The sequence below is a fragment of the Rhizobium azibense genome, from assembly GCF_004342325.1.
GTDB lineage: Bacteria > Pseudomonadota > Alphaproteobacteria > Rhizobiales > Rhizobiaceae > Rhizobium > Rhizobium etli_B.
On sequence record NZ_SMBJ01000005.1, the window covers coordinates 331,185 to 349,589 of the forward strand.

Consider the following 18,405-nt stretch of genomic DNA (forward strand, 5'->3'; position numbering starts at 1 on the left):
CCCATGGCATCGACCCATATTTTTTCTGCCTATGACGAGGATCTGAAGTATTTGTCCCGCCGCATCTCGGAAATGGGCGGGCTTGCCGAGCAGATGGTGTCGGACGCCGTCCGCGCGCTTGTCAACGGTGACGCTGGCTTGGCCCAGAAGGTCATCTCCGACGATGTTATCATGGATCACGCCGAGCGCGAGATTGGCGACAAGGCGATCGTCACGATTGCCCGCCGCCAGCCGGTGGCCTCCGACCTTCGCGAGATCATGGGCTCGATCCGCATCGCGGCCGATCTCGAACGCGTCGGCGATCTCGGCAAGAACACTGCCAAGCGTGTCATTGCCGTGCAGAGCACCGGCGTTCCGCGCAAGCTCGCCCGCGGTCTCGAGCATCTTTCCGAACTGGCGCTGGTACAGCTCAAGGAAGTACTCGACGTCTATGCCTCGCGTTCAGCCGACAAGGCGAAGTCGATCCGCGAGCGAGACGAGGAAATCGACGCCATGTACACCTCGCTGTTCCGCGAGCTGCTGACCTACATGATGGAAGATCCGCGCAACATCACCAGTTGCACGCATCTTCTCTTCTGCGCCAAGAACATCGAGCGCATCGGCGATCACGCAACCAACATTGCCGAAACGATCTATTACATGGCGACCGGCGCACAGCCGGAAGGCGAACGTCCGAAGGACGACACTGCCAACACCGTCGGCGCGGTCACGCAATGACTGTTGCGAACCCGCCTTCAGGAGACAGAACCGCATGATCCCGAGAGTTGCAGTCGTTGAAGACGAAGAAGCACTGAGCGTGCTTCTTCGCTATAACCTCGAGGCCGAAGGTTTCGAGGTGGACACCATCCTGCGCGGCGACGAGGCCGAAATCAGGCTTCAGGAGCGCACGCCGGATATCCTGATCCTCGACTGGATGCTGCCCGGCGTCTCTGGTATCGAGCTTTGCCGCCGCCTGCGCATGCGCCCAGAAACGGAGCGTCTGCCGATCATCATGCTGACGGCGCGCGGCGAGGAAAGCGAGCGCGTGCGCGGCCTTTCCACCGGGGCCGACGACTATGTCGTCAAGCCGTTCTCCACGCCAGAGCTGGTTGCCCGCGTAAAGGCGATGCTGCGCCGCGCCAAGCCTGAGGTGCTCTCCACGGTGCTGAAATGCGGGGATATCGAACTCGACCGCGAAACGCATCGCGTCCACCGCAAGAGTCGCGAAGTCCGCCTTGGTCCGACCGAATTCCGCCTCCTGGAGTTCCTGATGTCATCGCCCGGACGCGTCTTCTCGCGTTCGCAGCTTCTGGATGGTGTCTGGGGCCACGACATTTATGTCGACGAGCGCACCGTCGACGTTCATGTCGGTCGCCTTCGCAAGGCACTGAATTTCTCCAACATGCAGGACGTCATCCGCACGGTCCGCGGCGCGGGATATTCGATGGAAGCGTAGCAGGGAGGCCGGAGAGGATGTCGGTGCGGATACTTGTTGTCGAGCAGGACGAAGATCTGCTCACCACGCTGAAGAACGCTCTGGAGACAGAAGGATATTCGGTGAACTGTCTTCCCCCCCATGCATCGCTCGTCGAGCTTGTGGCGTTGCGGCTGCCTGATGCGGTGATATTCGGTGCGCCGGCTCCTGGCTCGATGGCGATCTCGACATGCCGCCAGTTCAGGACAACCGGAGCGACCGCCCGCCTTCCGATCGTGGTGCTTCTGGACTCGCCCCTCGAACAGGACCGGTTGGCAGTCCTTTCGGCCGGAGCCGACGACTGCCTCATAAAGGCAGTTTCCCCCGTCGAACTCCTCATCCGATTGCGGAACCTTCTGCGACGTCTCAATCCAGCGTTACTGGAGAGCACGCTGAAAGTCGGGGATCTGACGCTCGATAAGAACGCCCGCCGGGTCCACAGGCAGAAAAAGGAAGTCAAGCTCGGACCCACCGAGTTCAGGCTACTCGAGTTTCTGATGAAGTCCCCCGGTCGCGTCCACTCCCGATCGGAATTGAGGGCATCGCTGTGGGGCAGCGATGCCAGTGTCGATGAACGCGCTGTCGACGTACACATCGGACGCCTTCGGAAGGGCATCAGTCTCGGCAAGGCCGACAAGGTGATCCGGACGGTGCGCGGCGCCGGCTACGCACTTCGCGACTTCTGACCGGTATCGGGGTCCGACCCGATCCCGCCACTGTGTGCAGAGATTGTGAGGCGCGATATAGATGTTCTCGCAACACGTGTGTCACGTCGATTTCACGCGACCGCCTATATTGGTGTGTGTTTAGTCGCGCTGGAGGTGATTCCAGTCCGCCTTCGGCTCCCATACTTGCCCAAAGGCGTCAGACATACAATCCAACCGGGATGAGGCTCGGTCCGATCGGCCTACACTCGTCCCAAAGTACAGCTAGTTTGGTTGAAGCGATTTGGAGTATTCCATGACGATCAAGACGGCGTTGTTGAGAATGTCCCTCATTATCGTTTCCGGTTGGGTCATGGTCGGCACCATCACCTTGGTGATGTTCCATTGACCAGTGAGGTTTAACGGCATGCGGTTCCTGGTGTACACGAAAACGATCGCCCAACTCGATTATGACGAAGAGACGCGCGTCTTGACGATCATCTACCGGGACGGCCAAGTGCGATCCGTTCACCATGTCGATCCCAAGATCATGATGAAAATGGTTGCGCAGCTTCCTCCGGAACGATCCCTCTACCTGATGCAGGCGGCGATCTGATCGTCGCGGTCAAGGCAAGGTGTGACCTCATCTGGCGTCAATGCATGGCCTCGATAAAGGCGCGTCGATAAAACGCGCCAAGGCTGATCCGTTCTTCAGCGACCGCCACGAGCTTCTTCTGAAGACGGCGCTCGAATTCCCGCGATCGGGCTGCCCGTAGCCTGCCGTGCGGCGTCGTGGGCTTTAACCGCATCCGTGGTCCGAGGTCGGCGCGGTACTGGGCCAGCGTCATGCCCGCTCTGATCAGCAGAGCTCTTATCTGCGGACGGTGCTCGGCAGCGATGACGAGGCCAAACGACTTGATCAGCATAGGCTTCGGGACGGGCAGCTCGATCTCGTCGATGATGTCATTTCCCACTTGCGCTTCCTCGGCGAACGCAAGGTACCGGTCCACCAGGTCATGAGCGGCCTCGAGGGTCTCGGTGTCCGGCCTGTACCGGCACCAGGTGTCACCAAAAGCACTCAGCGATCCGTACGACATCAAGAGCTCCTTTGCCCCTTCAAATGAACGCGGAAATTGGCTGATTGTTCAAAGGATGCCGCAAGCGGTGCCAGGGCGCGGCTTCGCCACCATCGGCTCCACGTCGAGATTGCCGCCGTGGAGCAGCGCGGCGCGTTTTTCGTAGAACGAGCGCTGGTAGGTGACCTCGATCGAGTTGTTGGCACGGACGAAGAATCCGACCATGGCGGCAGGGGCTTTTCCCAGAACCCGTCGATCCATCTGGGTCGCAGGCCATGATGGCGAAGCCCTTGGTACTGGCCGGCGCATAAACCCTACCACGCAATCGCCCGTTTGCCGTGGAAGCGGCGCAGCCTGTGCGGCGTTTGCTAGCCAGCCATCGGACGCAGGAGTAAAATCTTAAACGTGATGGACCGGGAGCGATGTGGGAGCATCGCGAAAGGAGGCCCGGTATGAACAATGCGCCCGCGAACGACCCGCCGAACCCGACTTCGGCAGAAGCCGGTGTCATCTTCGCCGATCTTGTGCGGGAAGGGACCGACCATGCCGACGTTCTCGCCCTGCTGCCCGATCCGGCAACTGCGCAACCTTGCCTTGACGTCGCCGAAGACGCCGCCCGTGCCATCCATGGCACCATGTCCGTGGCCCATGTCGGCGCCGATCCGGAACGGATGATCGCCGCGCCCGAGGAGATCGATCTGCAGATGCTGCGGGACCTGACCGAAGGCTCGCCGCATGAGCGGTTCGAACGGGTCGCCCGAGCCTTCGAGGATTGGAAGCAGTGCAAGCCCGGCCGAGAACGGCTCCTTCTCGATGATTGCCGCGGCGAAGTTGCTCGTTGCGTGAGCGCCAAAGTCCGTGAGACGGCGTTGGTCGTCGCTCCTTGTCATGGCAATATGGATGCCCGCGACGCTTTTCACGATCTCGTTTTCCATGAGCGCAAGCTGGTGTTGGCACCACCTGCCGGTACCCATGCCGGCAATCTGCTGGGGCATGTGGTGATCGGCTGGAAACCGCATGGTCATGCGCGGGGAGCCGTCGCCGCGGCCAGACGCTGGCTGGCTGCGGCCGATCGCGTGACGGTTCTGTGCGTCAACGACGAACCGGACGGAAGCTACCAGTCAACGGCAAGAGAGTTGCTTGATCAGCTGGGCCTTGACGGCGACGTCGTCGCAATCAACTCGGCAGGGCTGTCCGTCGGGGAAACGATCCTCGATTTCGCCAAATCGGCGAATGCGACGTGCCTTTTGATCGGCGCTTTCAAGCATGGCTACTTCCTGGAACTGCTGCTCGGTCGTGTCACTCACTACCTGCTGTCGCATTCGCCGCTTCCATTGATGATGAAGCATTAGCGACGGCGTTGGCCTGACCTCGCCCGCGCCAAGAAAAGTCGTTCCAGATCGGTACTCCCATCCGGTTCGATGACACGTTTGCCCACATCTGCGATGGTCCTCCTGGTTGCAAAGGAGGAAGTCTGGCGGCCTCAATAGTTCGGTGCGGGTCCTGCGAGTCGATTACAGTTTTCGTTGAGGGTCAGCTGCCGACAAGCCCGGCGTGAAGCGCATTTCGTGCAGCGTCTGTAACGCTTTACGTGCAGAACTTCGTGGAGAAGCAGATGGATGGGTGAACCATTCTCGGCTGTTGTCGAGCGCAAGTGGCGCGACATCGGCGATCAGGTGGCTGGGCAACGCGGTCATCTGCCGCATAGTGTTCTCCCAGGCGGTGCGCTGCAGTTGCCTTGCCCTGAACGTAAAGAAGATGTCCAAAATGCTATGTGCAGTCTCGGTCATCATGGCCTCCTTCGTTTATCGCCATGGTGCTAAAATAGCTTTGCGTTGACATTCAAACAAACGAAATGATATGGTGCTTAACATCAGAAAAATTGAAAGATGCGACGATGACTGTGCCCTTTCGCCGCCCGATCCCCTTGCTCGACAATGATGTTCTAAGAACCTTTGTCGCCATTGCGGAAACAGGCAATTTTTCGACCGCAGCCGAAGCAGTTTTCCGCACTCCTTCGGCGGTTTCCATGCAGATCAAGAAGCTCGAGGAACAGCTCGGCGCGACGCTGTTCATGCGTGATGCGCGATCGGTGACGCTGACGCAGCACGGTGAGCTCCTGCTGACCTACGCCCGCAATATCTTGGCGCTTTCCAACGAGGCGGTTTCCCGCTTCATCATGCCGGAACTCAGCGGCGTCGTGCGGCTCGGCGCGCCGGAGGATATCGGCGAACGGCTGCTGCCAAGTATCCTGAAGAGCTTTGCGGAGAGCTACCCGGGCATCATGGTCGACGTGACGATCGACATGAGCATCGGCCTCAAGAAGCGTATGGAAGAGCAGAGGCTGGATCTGGCACTGATCAATTGCGCCACGCGGCCGTTTCCGACCGGCGGAGAGATCGTGTTTCGAGAACGCCTTGTTTGGGCAGGCGCCAAATGCGGTACTGCCCACAGGCGCGATCCCCTGCCGATCTCGATCTGGGAGGATGGCTGCATCTGGCGCCAGGAGGCGCTGGCGCAGCTTGAGCGTAACAAGCGGCCCTACCGCGTTGCCTATCTCAGCGGCCATACGATGGCGCAGCGCGCCGCTGTGCTTTCCGACCTTGCGATCGCGCCGCTGCCGCGCTCCTATGTGGCCGACGGGATGGTGATGCTTGGTGCCCAGGAAGGCCTGCCTGAACTCGGCTCGTTCGACATCCGGCTGTTGACGGCCTCGCAGCTCTCCGGGCCTATGGAGGCCGTCGCCGACAGCATCCGCTTTGCCTTCGCGGAAAAGGCAAAGGCCGCCGCCGCTTGATCTGGACGGCGAGGAACTTTATTGGATTTCAGCGCGTTAAACGGCCGGAGCGGCGTTGGCTGCTTCGGCTGCGTAATTTTCGTTTGCACAAGAGGATTTCCAAAATGGCGACAACGGTCAAAGTCGGCGCAGCACTGATGCTGCTTCTGGCCCTTTCTTCCTGCGGCAATACCATCCGTGGCATGGGCCGTGATACGGCAAACGCCGTCAACGCGACGCAGGATGCCGGCCATTCGGTCAACCGCGCCGCACGCCGCTAAATCTTTTCAGATCGTGCGGCAGGGTAGGCGCGTTCCAGGCCGCCTGATCGGTCAAGCCCGGCGCGGAATGCAAGATAGGCCGGATGCTGGCTGGATCTTGCCGTTTCCGTCAAACGGATCTGAAGGCGCCTGGGAGCGGCTTCGCCAATCCAGACTCCGCAATTTTCAATTTTCAGAGAATTGAGAAAAGGCCCAGCCGCCGCCAAATCCAGATACCGACGCAAGCCGTCGATCAGGTTGTCGTCTTGCGCTGCATTTCCATGAGCAGCGCAAGATAGGACCTGTCGGCTTCGCAAGCGCCTGCAAATTTGTGGGCAACGATCTCGCGATCGGGAAAGGAAGCGGCTGGCGTCATCGGTCATCCATAGGTTCTTGCCATTGTCCGGCAGTCGTTCGACTAGCTATGCCGTCAGCCTAGGAGCTATAGCCTTCGCGAGGCTGGAATTGCTCAAAGTGCGGCCCTTACCCTTTCCGCGACGTCAGCCGTCATCCACCGTGTCCAGAGTTCGGGGTAGTTGCGCAGAAAATGCAGTGCGGCGTTCTCGCTGCTTTCTTGGTTTTCGTCCTGCCATGCCAGAACGTCGTTTATAGTGTTGTTGTCCCAGGTGCGGGAGCGAAAGTAGGCGAGTTCCGGACCGGCACGGTCGGCAAAGGCCTTGGTGACGACGGTAAAGGCTTGGGAGACGGGATAGGCGTTAAGCTGCGGACGCGCGCAGCCTTCGATCGCGGTGCAGGCCAGCCATTCCGCCCTGTCGTGGCTGACGCCCATACTAAGCAGTGTCATGTCATATTTGCCGAGGATCGCCGTTGGTGCCCAGTAATAGCCGAGCCAGCCGACCTTGGCGTCGAAGGCTGCGGCGATCGAATCGTCGAGGCTTTGCGGGCTTTCGCTGTCAATCAGCTCGAAACCGGCCTTCTCGCCGGCCAAGGCTCTGAAAAGATTGGCTGTCGAAATCCGGCAGCTCCAGCCCGGCGGACAATTGTGAACGGCGCCCTTGGAGGCATTTTTGGGTGCGGGGAAGAGGTCTGGCCGTTTCAGCGCATCCTGCACTGAGCGGATGTCGGGATTTGCATCGGCGATGAATTTCGGAATCCACCAGCCTTCGATTGCACCATCCGACAAAATCTCGGAGGCCTGGATCAGGCGCCCGCTCTTCACAGCCGCATCGAATTGAACCCTGACTGACGCGGTCCAGAGTTCGGGTGCGATATCGGGTTCGCCCTTCTGATCCATCGAAGCAAAAGTGGGCACCGTATCACCGGCTACCATCGTGACGTTGCATCCGTAGCCGTTTTTAAGGACGAAGCGGTCTATATTGGCGGCAATCGCCGCCGAGGCCCAACTCATCTCCGCAATCGAAACATTATCGCAATCAGCGCGCGCGGCGCGGGCGCCGGTAACGAGACATACCGCGATAAACAGCCAAGCCAGGATGATCTTCATTCCCTCGTTTCCCAGTTTCTGATGCTGACATGCAGAATACAAACTGCCCATCGGCTCGTTCAATGGATGCATGTGACAATTTCGCCGTCGCAATTTCAGGTTTCAGCCATTTTTGCATCGCCACCGCGGCCTGGAACATTCCATCACTTCCAGCCTACGCCTTTGACACGGCAATTGAAATCCGATTATGAGCGAATATTATTGAGCTAAGCAGCTGATTTGAATGCGCTAATATCCCCACTGATCCACAAGCGATAGCCTGTACCGAGCTGCCATCATGGGCTGCATGCGGATCGGGAATCGGCAAAATGTCGAAAAAAGTCGAAATCCGCCATTGCTGAGGTCCGTAATAACACTCCGGTAAGAATGTCGCGCTATCAGTTGAACCACGGCGGGGGACAACCGCCGCTTTCTCCGGATCAGGTAGTGCGTCCCGGAGAATACGAGTTTCGTCGTGTATTGGCGAATACGCCAGAGTTTTCGGCAAACCGCGCGCGCCCGCCAGCCCGCGCGGTTTTCGCATTTCAATCGGACGATTGACCGCGGATCATGCCGCGTTGTAGGCCTCATCGCATGACCAAGGCGATCATGTTGCAGGGAACCGGCTCGGATGTCGGCAAGACGGTGCTCGTTGCCGGGCTTTGCCGACTTGCGGCCAATCGCGGCCTCAAGGTGAAGCCTTTCAAGCCACAGAATATGTCGAACAACGCGGCCGTCTCCGATGACGGCGGGGAGATCGGCCGGGCGCAGTGGCTGCAGTCGCTTGCGGCGCGCACGCCCTCGTCGATACACATGAACCCGGTTCTCCTTAAGCCTCAATCCGAAAACGGCAGCCAGATCATCGTGCAGGGCAAGGTCTTTGGACAGGCTAGGGCACGAGACTACCAGATGTTGAAACCGCTGCTTCTTGAGCAAGTGCTAGAGAGCTTTGCGATCACGTTGGAAGGCGCCGATCTCGTCATCGTCGAAGGTGCAGGCTCGCCGGCCGAAATCAATCTACGTCCCGGCGATATTGCCAATATGGGCTTTGCCACCCGCGCCAAGGTGCCCGTCGTGCTCGTCGGCGATATCGACCGCGGCGGCGTGATCGCCTCTCTTGCCGGCACCCACGCAATCCTTTCGGACGACGACCGGGCGATGATTTCCGGCTATATCATCAACAAGTTCCGAGGCGATGTTTCGCTCTTTGATGACGGCAAGGCAGCCATCAATCGCTTCACCGGATGGCCGTGCTTCGGCGTGGTGCCCTGGCTGAAGGCTGCCGCGCGCTTGCCAGCGGAGGATTCGGCCGTGCTGGAGCGCCTCGCCAGGGGTGCTTCCGGTGCGTTGAAGATCGCCGTACCGGTTCTGCCGCGGATCGCCAATTTCGACGATCTCGATCCTCTGCGTGCCGAGCCGGATGTCGAGCTCGTCTTCGTGAAGCCGGGAGACCGGCTACCGGACGATGCAGCGCTCGTGATATTGCCCGGGTCGAAATCGACGATCGCCGACCTCGGTGACCTGCGCGCTGCCGGCTGGGACCGAGACCTGGAGGCGCACGTCCGGCGCGGCGGGCGCGTCATAGGCATCTGCGGCGGATATCAGATGCTCGGGCGCGTGGTTCGCGATCCGCTCGGCATCGAGGGGGCGAGCAATGCGACACCGGGTCTCGGATTGCTGGATGTCGAGACCGAAATGGCGCCTGAAAAGACCGTGCGGAACAGCCTGGCGGTTTCGGTCGAACACGGCGTTCCCCTTGCCGGCTACCAGATCCATCTGGGCGTGACGACCGGGCCGGACTGTGCCAGGCCATCAGCGGTGATCGACGGTGTGGCCGATGGCGCGGTATCTGTTGGCGGCCGGATCATGGGCACCTATCTGCACGGCCTGTTCGGCAGCGATGCCTATCGCGGCAAGCTTCTCGAAAGCTTTGGCCTATCCGGCCAACGGCGGAGCTACGGTCAAATCGTCGACCAGGCGCTCGACGAGGTCGCCGACGAACTCGAGACCCATCTCGACAATGCCTGGGTGGCGGGGCTCCTCGGCTAGATTTCGCCGGATACCTCGCGTCGTCTGCGGTCGAGCTCTTCACTGTAGCGGCGAAGCGTATAGCTTTCGCTGAGCTGGCCGACGACGCGGCGCTCGATCAGATTGTTGAGCACGGCGAGGGCCTCGCTCTCCGTCTTGTCGAAGATCGCCGCCGCCTGCTTTGCGTTCATCTGTGGCTGCAGGAAGTCGTTCCGGTAGCGAATGAAATCCTTCAGATCCTTGCCCTCGTCGTAGGTGTCGACCGGGCTCGCGTAGATTTCCGGAACGAGCACGATGCCGGCATATTTGTCGGAGTCGTCGACGAGGATGACGCGCTGCCTCGATCCGATCGGGAAGGCCTTCTTGAAATCTTCAATCGTGATGCTGGCCTTCGCCGTTTTCACGTCCGAGCGCATCAGCTTGTCGACCGTCAGATTGCGGATCCAGCCGACATCATGGGCGCTGCGGATGCTTTCGCCACGAAGATGGAAACGCCATGTCGCGAAAGAGTAACCGAACGTGTTGCGAACGACGAGCGACGAGGTGATGACGGCTGCAAGTACCAGCGCGGTGATTGGAAAGTCCCCGGTTATTTCGAGCGCCAGGAAAGTCATCGTCAGCGGCCCTCCGATGACCGCAACGGCGAGCGAACTCATGCCGACCACGGCATAGATCACGGGCGTCAGCGTCGCATGGGCGAAATAGGGGGCACAATAGGCGAAAAGCTTGCCGAGCAGCGCGCCCATGAAGAGCGAGGCGAAGAAGAGGCCGCCCCTGAAGCCGGAACCGATGGAGATCGCCGATGCGAAGGACTTCAGTAGGAGAAGGCCGACCAGGATCGGGACGGCAACATCACGGCCAAGGTTCAGATGCAGCGCGCCGTGGCCCGCTGAAAGCACCTGCGGTGTAATCATCGCCAGAAGGCCGACGACGATGCCGCCGAGCGCCGGGCGAAGCGGCGTCGGAACGGAACTTTTACGCGCCATCTCCTCGATGAAGGCCACGCCCTGCATGATCAGGATGCCGACGCCGGCGCAGAAGGCGCCAAGCAACAGGGCAGGGATATAATCAGCCGGAACCACCGTGCCGAATTCACCGACATCGATCATGAAATCGCTTCCCGCCAGCAGGCGCGCGACGAGCGTCGATACGAGGGCGGAAACGACGACCGGCGTCAGTGAAACGATCGTGTAGGTGCCGATGATGAGCTCGAATGCATAAAACGCGCCTGTCAGTGGTGCGTTGAAGGCCGCGGCAATCGCTCCCGCCGCGCCGCAGCCGACAAGGACGCGCAGATCGGCACGGCGGAGCTGAAGCTTCAGCCCGAGTTTGGAGGCGATACCCGCCGCGAGCTGAACGTAGCCGGCCTCCAAGCCGACGGAGGCGCCGAAGCCGTTCGAAACCAGATTCTGTACGGCGACGATGATGCTATCTGTCAGCGACAGCCGTCCGCCATGCAAAGCGTTGGCTTCGATGGGATCGACCATAGGCTTCTTGCGGGTTCGCGCGAGAATGAAAAACAGAAGGCCGAGCAGAACCCCGCCGCAGACCGGCGCCATCAGGAGCAGGAATTTGTCGTTTGTCTGCGATGAGCTCAGCCGTTCGATGTCGCTGATACCGAAGATCAAGCGATGCAGTTCGCGCGAGACAAGGCTCATGCCGGTGACAGCCAGGCCCGACGTCACGCCGACGGCGATGCCGGCGAAGACCATGCCCATTTCACTGCGGCGGGCAAGCGCACGGAGCCTCCCGGCGTCGAGCAGGCGGTAGAGCCGGTAGAGGCGCGGGAAATTCGATTTCGTGAGCATGTGCAAAGAACTAGATGGCGGCCAACAGCGTCAAGGGCTATACGGGCGCTTGCTCCCGAAATGTGGCGAAAGCCCGGCGCGAAACGGACCGAGAATTGGAAGCTGTTTGCCGCGGGTTTCATTTGAGTGGGCACAATTGACTTCGGAAGGCGGCTTGCCTAACGATGAATATTCTTACGGATGGTTCCGGGGCTGCAGATGCTGTTCCGGATGAAAAGGGAATGTGAAGGGACGGACCCACGCCGGGCGTCTTCATCACAGCCGACCCCGCGACTGTAGAGCGGTCAGGGTCTTCCATCCGGCGTCGGGTCGGGTCACGGCTGTTTTGCATGTTGCGGAGCAGGTGAAGCGGCTGCGGCGCCGGAAAAGCCACTGGAAATGCATTGTGATCAGCCGGGGCAGGACGCCTCCATTTCTACGAATCGTCCGCCTTTTCACAAGATCGCAACCGGGAAGGCGAGGCAGATCCGCTGGCGCGGTCAGGGCGACCTTAGGTGGTCGCCCTGTCGGCCGACACCCGCGAGCCAGGAGACCTGCCATGCGTGCCGGGCGAAGAGCTCATTCTGGGGCATTGTTCCCCGCTGCCAGCACGGAGGTTGTCATGGCTCAACGATGGAATTCCATGCCGTATTTCGCGGCGTCTTTGAGGGATGCGGCACTTTCGACTTTCCGCACTCCTGTCGTCACAGGAACGCAAACAGTCCTGTTGAAAGGATCTTCTGAGCCCAAGGACCTGGAGGCGCTCAGCTCCTGTGACAGGCGCAGGAACGAGGGTTGGCTGCGCTATGCCTCCGCAGTGCCATCCCTTACCCCACAGGTCTCCAGATGAACCGTTCCACACGCGGCACCGCCTTCGTCCTGGGGGGCGCCCGTTCCGGCAAGTCCCGATTTGCCGAGCAGCTGATTGCCGACAGCGGGCTTGAGCGCCACTACGTCGCGACGGGCCGGGCCTGGGACGAGGAGATGCATCAGCGCATCGAGAGCCACAAAACCGAACGCGGCCCATTGTGGAGGACGCATGAGGAGCCTCTGGAGCTTGTCCCGCGTCTTTCCATTATCGACCGCGAGGGCCGGGCGATTCTTGTTGATTGCCTGACGCTTTGGGTCACCAACCTGATTATGGAGGAGCGCGACATGGCGGCGGAATTCGCAGCACTTGCCGCTTGGTTGCCCAATGCAAAAGCGCGGCTCGTCGTCGTTTCCAATGAAGTCGGCCTCGGCATCGTGCCGGAAAACCGCATGGCGCGGGATTTCCGCGACCATGCAGGACGGCTGCACCAGATAATGGCGGCGCAAGCCGCGGAAGTGTATTTCATCGCGGCCGGTTTGCCGCTGAAAATGAAGGGTTGAACCCATGAGCCAGCAGAAGATCCCCGCAACCGTCATCACCGGCTTCCTCGGCGCCGGCAAGACTACCATGATCCGCAACCTGCTTTCCAACACCGGCGGCAAGAAGATCGCGCTGATCATCAACGAGTTCGGCGATCTCGGCGTCGATGGCGATGTATTGAAAGGCTGCGGCGCGGAAAACTGCACTGAGGACGATATCATCGAGCTGACCAACGGCTGCATCTGCTGCACCGTTGCCGACGATTTCATCCCGACGATGGCGAAGCTTCTGGAGCGCGCGCAACGCCCAGACCACATCGTCATCGAAACCTCCGGCCTTGCCCTGCCGCAGCCCCTCGTTGCCGCCTTTAACTGGCCGGATATCCGCAGCGAAGTAACCGTCGATGGCGTCATCACAGTCGTCGACAGCGCGGCCGTCGCTGCCGGCCGTTTTGCCGACGATCACGAGGCGGTGGAGGCGCGCCGCGCAGACGACGTCTCGCTCGATCATGAGAGCCCGATCGAAGAACTGTTCGAGGACCAACTGGCCTGCGCCGATCTCATCGTGCTCAACAAGACAGATCTCCTTGACGGCGAAGGGCTCAGTCGCGTGCGCCACGAAGTGACCTCCCGCATCGCCCGCAAGCCGGCGATGATCGAGGCGAGGAACGGCGAGGTTCCGGCAAGCGTGCTGCTCGGCCTCGGCATCGGTACTGAAGAGGACATCGGCAACCGCAAGTCCCATCACGAGCTGGAGCATGAGGACGGCACGCCGCACGATCACGACGAGTTCGACAGTTTTGTGGTCGAGTTCGGCCCGATCGGTGATCCGGCAGGCTTCGCCGAGAAGCTGAAAGGCGTGATTGCCGAGCACGATATTCTGCGCCTCAAGGGCTTTGCCGATGTCCAGGGCAAGCCGATGCGCTTGCAGGTCCAGGCCGTCGGCAGCCGTATCGACCAGTATTTCGACCGCGCCTGGGTGCCGGGCGAAGCGCGCGGCACGCGGCTTGTGGTGATCGGCCTGCACGAGATGGATCAGGACACCGTCCGCAGGTCCATCCAGGCACTCGTCTAAGGCTCGGCCATGCATCTGCTGCTTGCCCAGAGGGGAACGATCAGCGACGGCGACGAGGCGATCGACCTCGGCCAATCGCCGGCCGACATCCTGTTCCTGTCTGCGGCGGATACCGAGCTTGCGGCGATCGCCGCAGCTCACGCGCAAGGCTCAAGGTCCTTCACGCTCCGGCTCGCCAGCCTGATGAGCCTCAAGCACCCAATGTCCGTCGATGCCTATATCGAGCGCACGGCAAGCTGCGCAAAGCTTATCATCGTCCGGGCGCTTGGCGGCGCGAGCTACTTCCACTACGCGCTGGAGGCGCTGCATGCCTGCGCGGCGCGGCATGGTGCGTTGATTGCGGTCCTGCCTGGGGATTCGAAGCCGGATGCCGGATTGACGCCATTTTCGAACGTGCCGCTTGACGATCTCAACGCGCTCTGGGGCTATCTGATCGAAGGCGGCGAGGGGAATTCGCGAAGTTTTCTCGATTACGCGACGGCGATGCTTTCCGGCGGCGAGAAGCCGGGCGCAGCCGCGCCACTGATGAAGGCGGGCATCTGGTGGCCGGGTCGAGGCGTGATTGGAGTTGAGGAATGGAAAATCTTTTCCGCGCCCGGTATCCAAGACTCGAAAAAAGAGGCCGGATTCAAACCGATCGTCGCCATCAGCTTCTACCGTGCGCTCGTGCAAAGCGGCGAAACGGCGCCCGTCGAAGCGCTCATAGAAGCGCTGGCGGCGGAAGGACTGCGCCCTTTGCCGGTTTTCGCCTATAGTCTCAAGGATCCGCTATCTATCGGCATTCTAGAGCGTGTCTTTGCAGAGGCGCCGCCCGATGTCGTGATCAACGCTACCGGCTTTGCCGTGTCTGCGCCCGGCGCCGATCGAGCGCCGAGCGTGCTTGAATCAAACGGCGCCGTTGTTCTTCAGGCGATTTTCTCGGCCACATCCAAGGAGGCGTGGGCCTCGTCGTCCCAAGGCCTTTCCGCCCGCGATCTCGGCATGAACGTCGCGCTGCCAGAGGTCGATGGCCGCGTTCTGGCGCGGGCTGTCTCGTTCAAGTCCGCCGCCCGTTACGACGCGGCCGTCGAGGCCAACATAGTCGCCAGCGAGCCCGATACTGAACGCATGCGCTACACGGCGAAACTCGCTGCCAACTGGGCGCGCCTCCGAAACAGGCAGGTTGCGGGCCGGCGGATCGCACTGGTGCTTGCAAACTACCCGAACCGTGATGGACGCCTCGGCAATGGCGTCGGCCTCGATACACCAGCAAGCACCATCGAGGTGCTCAAGGCAATGCGGGATTCGGGTTACGCTGTTTCCGGTTTCCCGGCCGATGGTGATGCGCTGATGAGGCACCTAGCCGAGGGGCCGACGAATTCCGGACATGATGGCAAGGTGATCCGCGAGACGCTTTCCTTGAGTGGATACAAGGCCTTCTTTGCATCTCTTCCGAAAAAGATTCAGGACGAGATTACACTCCGCTGGGGGGATCCGGCGTCCGATCCCTATTTCATGGACGGCAGTTTCGCCCTGCCTTTCACCCGCTTTGGACATCTCCTCGTCGGCATCCAGCCTGCACGCGGCTACAACATCGATCCGAAGGAAAGCTACCATTCGCCGGACCTCGTGCCGCCGCATGGCTATCTTGCCTTCTATGCCTTCCTCCGCGAGGAATTCGGCGCTGATGCCGTGATCCATATGGGCAAGCATGGCAATCTGGAATGGCTACCGGGCAAGGCGCTTGCACTGTCTTCGGAATGTTATCCGGAAGCGATCCTCGGCCCGCTGCCACATCTTTATCCCTTCATCATAAACGACCCGGGGGAAGGCACGCAGGCCAAGCGGCGCTCGAGCGCCGTCATCATCGACCACCTCACGCCGCCGCTGACACGGGCCGAAAGCTATGGCCCACTGAAGGACTTGGAAACGCTGGTCGATGAATATTACGAGGCCGCCGGCAGCGATCCGCGGCGCATCCGGCTGCTCGGCAAACAGATCCTTGATCTCGTCGCCGATATAGGTCTCGACCGGGACGCGGGGATCGCCAAAGGCGAGAGTGGGGACGAAGCGCTGAAGAAGCTCGATGCCTATCTTTGCGATCTTAAGGAAATGCAGATTCGCGATGGGCTGCATGTCTTCGGCGTTGCGCCGGTGGGCCGGTTGCTGACCGATCTCACGGTGGCACTGGCGCGCGTGCCGCGCAGTTTGGGCGAGGACGGGGATCAGAGTTTGCAAAGGGCGATTGCGAAGGACGCATTTGCAGCGGACGTCGCGGAGGCACCCCCCTTTATGAAACACCTATCTGCGGCTTCCGGTCGGACAGAGGGCCTCAAGTCCCTCTCTCGACATTTCGATCCCTTGGATTGCGATATGTCGGCGCCCTGGCTCGGCCCGCGGCCATCGCTGCTGATGGAAACCTCCGATACCCCCTGGCGCACCAATGGCGACACCATCGAACGCATCGAACTGCTTGCCGCAGAACTGGTCGCTGGTGAAATTCCGTGCCCGCCGGACTGGCCTGCGACACAATCGGTCCTCACCGAGATCGAAACTCGTCTGAAGCCTTCCATCCTTGCCTGCGGGAAGGCTGAAATCGCGGGCCTTCTTCGCGGTCTCGACGGCCGCTTCGTCGCTCCCGGTCCGTCCGGCGCGCCGACGCGCGGGCGGCCGGACGTGCTGCCGACGGGGCGGAATTTCTACTCAGTCGATAGCCGCGCCGTTCCGACGCCCGCAGCCTTCGAACTCGGCAAAAAATCCGCCGAATTGCTCGTTCGGCGCTACGTTCAAGACCATGGTGACTGGCCGGTCTCGTTCGGGCTTACGGCCTGGGGTACGTCGAACATGCGCACCGGTGGCGACGATATCGCCCAAGCGCTGGCGCTGATCGGCGTCAAGCCGGTATGGGACATGACCTCGCGGCGCGTCACCGGCTACGAGATCATTCCGCCTGCACTGCTGCAGCGCCCGCGCGTCGACGTGACGCTGCGCATCTCCGGCTTCTTCAGGGACGCCTTTCCCGAGCAGATCACGCTGTTTGACCGGGCAATCCGCGCTGTAGGCGCCCTCAATGAAGATGCCGCCGACAACCCGATCGCGGCCCGCATGCGCGGCGAAACGGCGCGCCTTGCCGCCGCCGGCCTCGATGAGGCATCCGCACAAAAGCGCGCCGGCTACCGCATCTTCGGGTCCAAGCCCGGCGCCTATGGTGCGGGCCTGCAGGCTTTGATCGACGAAAAGGGCTGGGAACGGCGTGCCGATCTGGCGGAATCCTATCTTGTCTGGGGCAGCTATGCCTACGGCGCGGCGGAGGAAGGCAGGGCTGAACGCGGCGTCTTCGAAGAGCGCCTGCGCTCCATCCAGGCCGTGGTGCAGAACCAGGACAACCGCGAGCACGACTTGCTCGACAGCGACGATTACTACCAGTTCGAAGGCGGCATGGCGGCCGCAGCCGAACAACTGGGCGGAGTACGTCCCGCGATCTATCACAACGATCACTCACGACCGGAGAAGCCGGTGATCCGCTCGCTCGAGGAGGAGATCGGCCGCGTCGTGCGCGGGCGCGCGGTCAATCCGAAATGGATCGATGGCGTCATGCGCCATGGCTACAAGGGCGCCTTCGAGATCGCAGCCACAGTCGATTACCTGTTCGCTTTTGCAGCGACGACGGGTGCCGTCGGCAACCACCACTTCGAGGCCGTCTACCAGGCCTTCGTCGCCGATTCGAAAGTCCGCGATTTCATGGCAAAGAAGAACCCGGCGGCGCTTGCGGACATGAAGGAGCGGCTGCTCGAAGCCATCGAGCGCAGGCTCTGGACGCCACGCAGCAATTCGGCGCGATTCGATCTCGCGGCGCCGCGCACGGAAACGGCACAAGCTTTTAGGGAAGAACAATGAGCGAAGAACCAGTGGAAAGCGGCGCGAAGGACGATGCACGTCACGCCGAAAAGATGGCCAAGAAGAAGGCCGCGCGTGACAAGATCATGGCCACGAAGACCGACGAGAAAGGCCTGATCATCATTCATACCGGAAAAGGCAAGGGCAAGTCGTCTGCTGCCTTCGGAATGATCTTCCGACATATCGCCCATCGCAAACCGTCAGCCGTCGTGCAGTTCATCAAGGGCGCGATGTGGACCGGCGAGCGCGACCTGATCGAGAAACATTTCTCTGATATTTGCCAGTTTCATACGATGGGCGAGGGATTCACCTGGGAAACACAGGACCGTGCGCGCGATGTTGCAGCGGCGAGGGCTGCCTGGGAGAAGGCGAAGGAACTGATCCGCGACGAGCGCAATTCCATGGTGCTGCTCGACGAGATCAACATCGCGCTCCGTTATGACTATCTGGACGTCAACGAGGTGGCCGCATTCCTCATTGCCGAGAAACCCTATATGACCCACGTCGTGCTGACGGGCCGGAACGCCAAGGACGAGCTGATCGAGATCGCCGATCTGGTCACGGAAATGGAGCTGATCAAGCATCCGTTCCGCTCCGGTATCAAGGGGCAGCCCGGCGTGGAGTTCTGAAAGCGGA

17 protein-coding genes, 1 pseudogene and 1 riboswitch are annotated in these 18,405 nt (G+C 60.9%); of the genes and pseudogenes, 12 read left to right on the plus strand and 6 right to left on the minus strand.

The window, feature by feature from the left end; all coding sequences use genetic code 11:
- Positions 1-3 precede the first annotated feature (3 nt).
- From phoU to EV130_RS14860, 4 genes are all read left to right on the plus strand, one after another.
- Positions 4-717, plus strand: coding sequence for a phosphate signaling complex protein PhoU (gene phoU, locus EV130_RS14845; protein ID WP_074061579.1), 714 nt, complete (start codon positions 4-6; stop codon positions 715-717).
- A 34-nt stretch (positions 718-751) separates the two neighbouring features.
- On the plus strand, positions 752-1,435 hold the full coding sequence (gene phoB / locus EV130_RS14850) for a phosphate regulon transcriptional regulator PhoB (RefSeq protein WP_022714998.1): 684 nt from the start codon (positions 752-754) through the stop codon (positions 1,433-1,435).
- Positions 1,436-1,452: 17 nt separating this feature from the next.
- On the plus strand, positions 1,453-2,139 hold the full coding sequence (locus tag EV130_RS14855; protein ID WP_074061578.1) for a winged helix-turn-helix domain-containing protein: 687 nt from the start codon (positions 1,453-1,455) through the stop codon (positions 2,137-2,139).
- Between the two features lie 385 nt (positions 2,140-2,524).
- On the plus strand, positions 2,525-2,713 hold the full coding sequence (locus EV130_RS14860) for a KTSC domain-containing protein (RefSeq protein ID WP_074061577.1): 189 nt from the start codon (positions 2,525-2,527) through the stop codon (positions 2,711-2,713).
- Positions 2,714-2,750: 37 nt separating this feature from the next.
- Here the strand turns inward: EV130_RS14860 and EV130_RS14865 are convergent, their stop codons facing one another.
- Both EV130_RS14865 and EV130_RS14870 read right to left on the minus strand, forming a co-directional pair.
- Complete coding sequence (locus tag EV130_RS14865) at positions 2,751-3,194, minus strand: hypothetical protein (RefSeq protein WP_074061576.1); 444 nt, start codon at positions 3,192-3,194, stop codon at positions 2,751-2,753.
- A gap of 48 nt (positions 3,195-3,242) precedes the next feature.
- A complete protein-coding gene (locus EV130_RS14870; RefSeq protein WP_132660672.1) occupies positions 3,243-3,434 on the minus strand; it encodes a hypothetical protein in 192 nt (63 codons plus the stop codon).
- A 191-nt stretch (positions 3,435-3,625) separates the two neighbouring features.
- On the opposite strand from EV130_RS14870, the gene EV130_RS14875 reads away from it, so the two are divergent.
- The gene (locus tag EV130_RS14875; protein WP_132550284.1) at positions 3,626-4,525 is read left to right on the plus strand and encodes a universal stress protein; all 900 of its coding nucleotides are present in this window, start codon (positions 3,626-3,628) and stop codon (positions 4,523-4,525) included.
- Between the two features lie 162 nt (positions 4,526-4,687).
- Here EV130_RS14875 and EV130_RS14880 read toward each other — a convergent pair whose 3' ends face one another.
- Positions 4,688-4,963 carry a hypothetical protein gene (locus tag EV130_RS14880; protein WP_132660674.1) on the minus strand — a complete coding sequence of 92 codons (276 nt, stop codon included), beginning with the start codon at positions 4,961-4,963 and terminating at the stop codon, positions 4,688-4,690.
- A 65-nt stretch (positions 4,964-5,028) separates the two neighbouring features.
- On the opposite strand from EV130_RS14880, the gene EV130_RS14885 reads away from it, so the two are divergent.
- Positions 5,029-5,970: a LysR family transcriptional regulator gene (locus tag EV130_RS14885; RefSeq protein WP_196776273.1), complete on the plus strand. Its 942-nt coding sequence runs from the start codon at positions 5,029-5,031 to the stop codon at positions 5,968-5,970.
- Positions 5,971-6,074: 104 nt separating this feature from the next.
- Complete coding sequence (locus tag EV130_RS14890) at positions 6,075-6,230, plus strand: entericidin domain-containing protein (RefSeq protein ID WP_074063205.1); 156 nt, start codon at positions 6,075-6,077, stop codon at positions 6,228-6,230.
- Here the strand turns inward: EV130_RS14890 and EV130_RS14895 are convergent.
- Positions 6,227-6,585: pseudogene (locus tag EV130_RS14895) on the minus strand (hypothetical protein). The gene EV130_RS14890 and the pseudogene EV130_RS14895 sit on opposite strands and share 4 nt — an antisense overlap.
- Positions 6,586-6,678: 93 nt before the next feature.
- Complete coding sequence (locus tag EV130_RS14900; RefSeq protein WP_132660676.1) at positions 6,679-7,674, minus strand: glycine betaine ABC transporter substrate-binding protein; 996 nt, start codon at positions 7,672-7,674, stop codon at positions 6,679-6,681.
- 573 nt (positions 7,675-8,247) lie between these two features.
- Between EV130_RS14900 and EV130_RS14905 the strand changes: the two genes are divergently transcribed.
- A complete protein-coding gene (locus tag EV130_RS14905) occupies positions 8,248-9,702 on the plus strand; it encodes a cobyric acid synthase (RefSeq protein ID WP_132660678.1) in 1,455 nt (484 codons plus the stop codon).
- Here EV130_RS14905 and EV130_RS14910 read toward each other — a convergent pair.
- Positions 9,699-11,489 carry a chloride channel protein gene (locus EV130_RS14910; RefSeq protein ID WP_074061570.1) on the minus strand — a complete coding sequence of 597 codons (1,791 nt, stop codon included), beginning with the start codon at positions 11,487-11,489 and terminating at the stop codon, positions 9,699-9,701. The genes EV130_RS14905 and EV130_RS14910 overlap by 4 nt on opposite strands.
- A 164-nt stretch (positions 11,490-11,653) precedes the next feature.
- A riboswitch (cobalamin riboswitch) is annotated at positions 11,654-12,044 on the plus strand.
- Between the two features lie 270 nt (positions 12,045-12,314).
- Here EV130_RS14910 and cobU point away from each other — a divergent pair.
- From cobU to cobO, 4 genes are read left to right on the plus strand one after another with little or no spacing between them, the layout of a single operon-like run.
- Complete coding sequence (gene cobU / locus EV130_RS14915) at positions 12,315-12,839, plus strand: bifunctional adenosylcobinamide kinase/adenosylcobinamide-phosphate guanylyltransferase (protein ID WP_074061569.1); 525 nt, start codon at positions 12,315-12,317, stop codon at positions 12,837-12,839.
- A gap of 4 nt (positions 12,840-12,843) precedes the next feature.
- On the plus strand, positions 12,844-13,893 hold the full coding sequence (cobW, locus tag EV130_RS14920) for a cobalamin biosynthesis protein CobW (protein WP_132660680.1): 1,050 nt from the start codon (positions 12,844-12,846) through the stop codon (positions 13,891-13,893).
- A 9-nt stretch (positions 13,894-13,902) separates the two neighbouring features.
- Positions 13,903-17,769 (plus strand): cobaltochelatase subunit CobN, encoded by a 3,867-nt coding sequence (cobN, locus tag EV130_RS14925; protein ID WP_132660682.1) that lies wholly within the window; start codon positions 13,903-13,905, stop codon positions 17,767-17,769.
- The gene (gene cobO / locus EV130_RS14930; RefSeq protein ID WP_132550263.1) at positions 17,766-18,398 is read left to right on the plus strand and encodes a cob(I)yrinic acid a,c-diamide adenosyltransferase; all 633 of its coding nucleotides are present in this window, start codon (positions 17,766-17,768) and stop codon (positions 18,396-18,398) included. The genes cobN and cobO overlap by 4 nt, the downstream gene beginning before the upstream one ends.
- Positions 18,399-18,405: the final 7 nt, after the last annotated feature.

What these genes read in the sequence shown, in the direction of transcription:
- phoU (WP_074061579.1), top strand. Translation starts at nt 4, where the DNA reads ATGGCATCGACCCATATTTTTTCTGCCTATGACGAGGATCTGAAGTAT.
- phoB (WP_022714998.1), top strand. Translation starts at nt 752, where the DNA reads ATGATCCCGAGAGTTGCAGTCGTTGAAGACGAAGAAGCACTGAGCGTG.
- EV130_RS14855 (WP_074061578.1), top strand. Translation starts at nt 1,453, where the DNA reads ATGTCGGTGCGGATACTTGTTGTCGAGCAGGACGAAGATCTGCTCACC.
- EV130_RS14860 (WP_074061577.1), top strand. Translation starts at nt 2,525, where the DNA reads ATGCGGTTCCTGGTGTACACGAAAACGATCGCCCAACTCGATTATGAC.
- EV130_RS14865 (WP_074061576.1), bottom strand. Translation starts at nt 3,194, where the DNA reads ATGTCGTACGGATCGCTGAGTGCTTTTGGTGACACCTGGTGCCGGTAC.
- EV130_RS14870 (WP_132660672.1), bottom strand. Translation starts at nt 3,434, where the DNA reads ATGGATCGACGGGTTCTGGGAAAAGCCCCTGCCGCCATGGTCGGATTC.
- EV130_RS14875 (WP_132550284.1), top strand. Translation starts at nt 3,626, where the DNA reads ATGAACAATGCGCCCGCGAACGACCCGCCGAACCCGACTTCGGCAGAA.
- EV130_RS14880 (WP_132660674.1), bottom strand. Translation starts at nt 4,963, where the DNA reads ATGACCGAGACTGCACATAGCATTTTGGACATCTTCTTTACGTTCAGG.
- EV130_RS14885 (WP_196776273.1), top strand. Translation starts at nt 5,029, where the DNA reads ATGATATGGTGCTTAACATCAGAAAAATTGAAAGATGCGACGATGACT.
- EV130_RS14890 (WP_074063205.1), top strand. Translation starts at nt 6,075, where the DNA reads ATGGCGACAACGGTCAAAGTCGGCGCAGCACTGATGCTGCTTCTGGCC.
- EV130_RS14900 (WP_132660676.1), bottom strand. Translation starts at nt 7,674, where the DNA reads ATGAAGATCATCCTGGCTTGGCTGTTTATCGCGGTATGTCTCGTTACC.
- EV130_RS14905 (WP_132660678.1), top strand. Translation starts at nt 8,248, where the DNA reads ATGACCAAGGCGATCATGTTGCAGGGAACCGGCTCGGATGTCGGCAAG.
- EV130_RS14910 (WP_074061570.1), bottom strand. Translation starts at nt 11,489, where the DNA reads ATGCTCACGAAATCGAATTTCCCGCGCCTCTACCGGCTCTACCGCCTG.
- cobU (WP_074061569.1), top strand. Translation starts at nt 12,315, where the DNA reads ATGAACCGTTCCACACGCGGCACCGCCTTCGTCCTGGGGGGCGCCCGT.
- cobW (WP_132660680.1), top strand. Translation starts at nt 12,844, where the DNA reads ATGAGCCAGCAGAAGATCCCCGCAACCGTCATCACCGGCTTCCTCGGC.
- cobN (WP_132660682.1), top strand. Translation starts at nt 13,903, where the DNA reads ATGCATCTGCTGCTTGCCCAGAGGGGAACGATCAGCGACGGCGACGAG.
- cobO (WP_132550263.1), top strand. Translation starts at nt 17,766, where the DNA reads ATGAGCGAAGAACCAGTGGAAAGCGGCGCGAAGGACGATGCACGTCAC.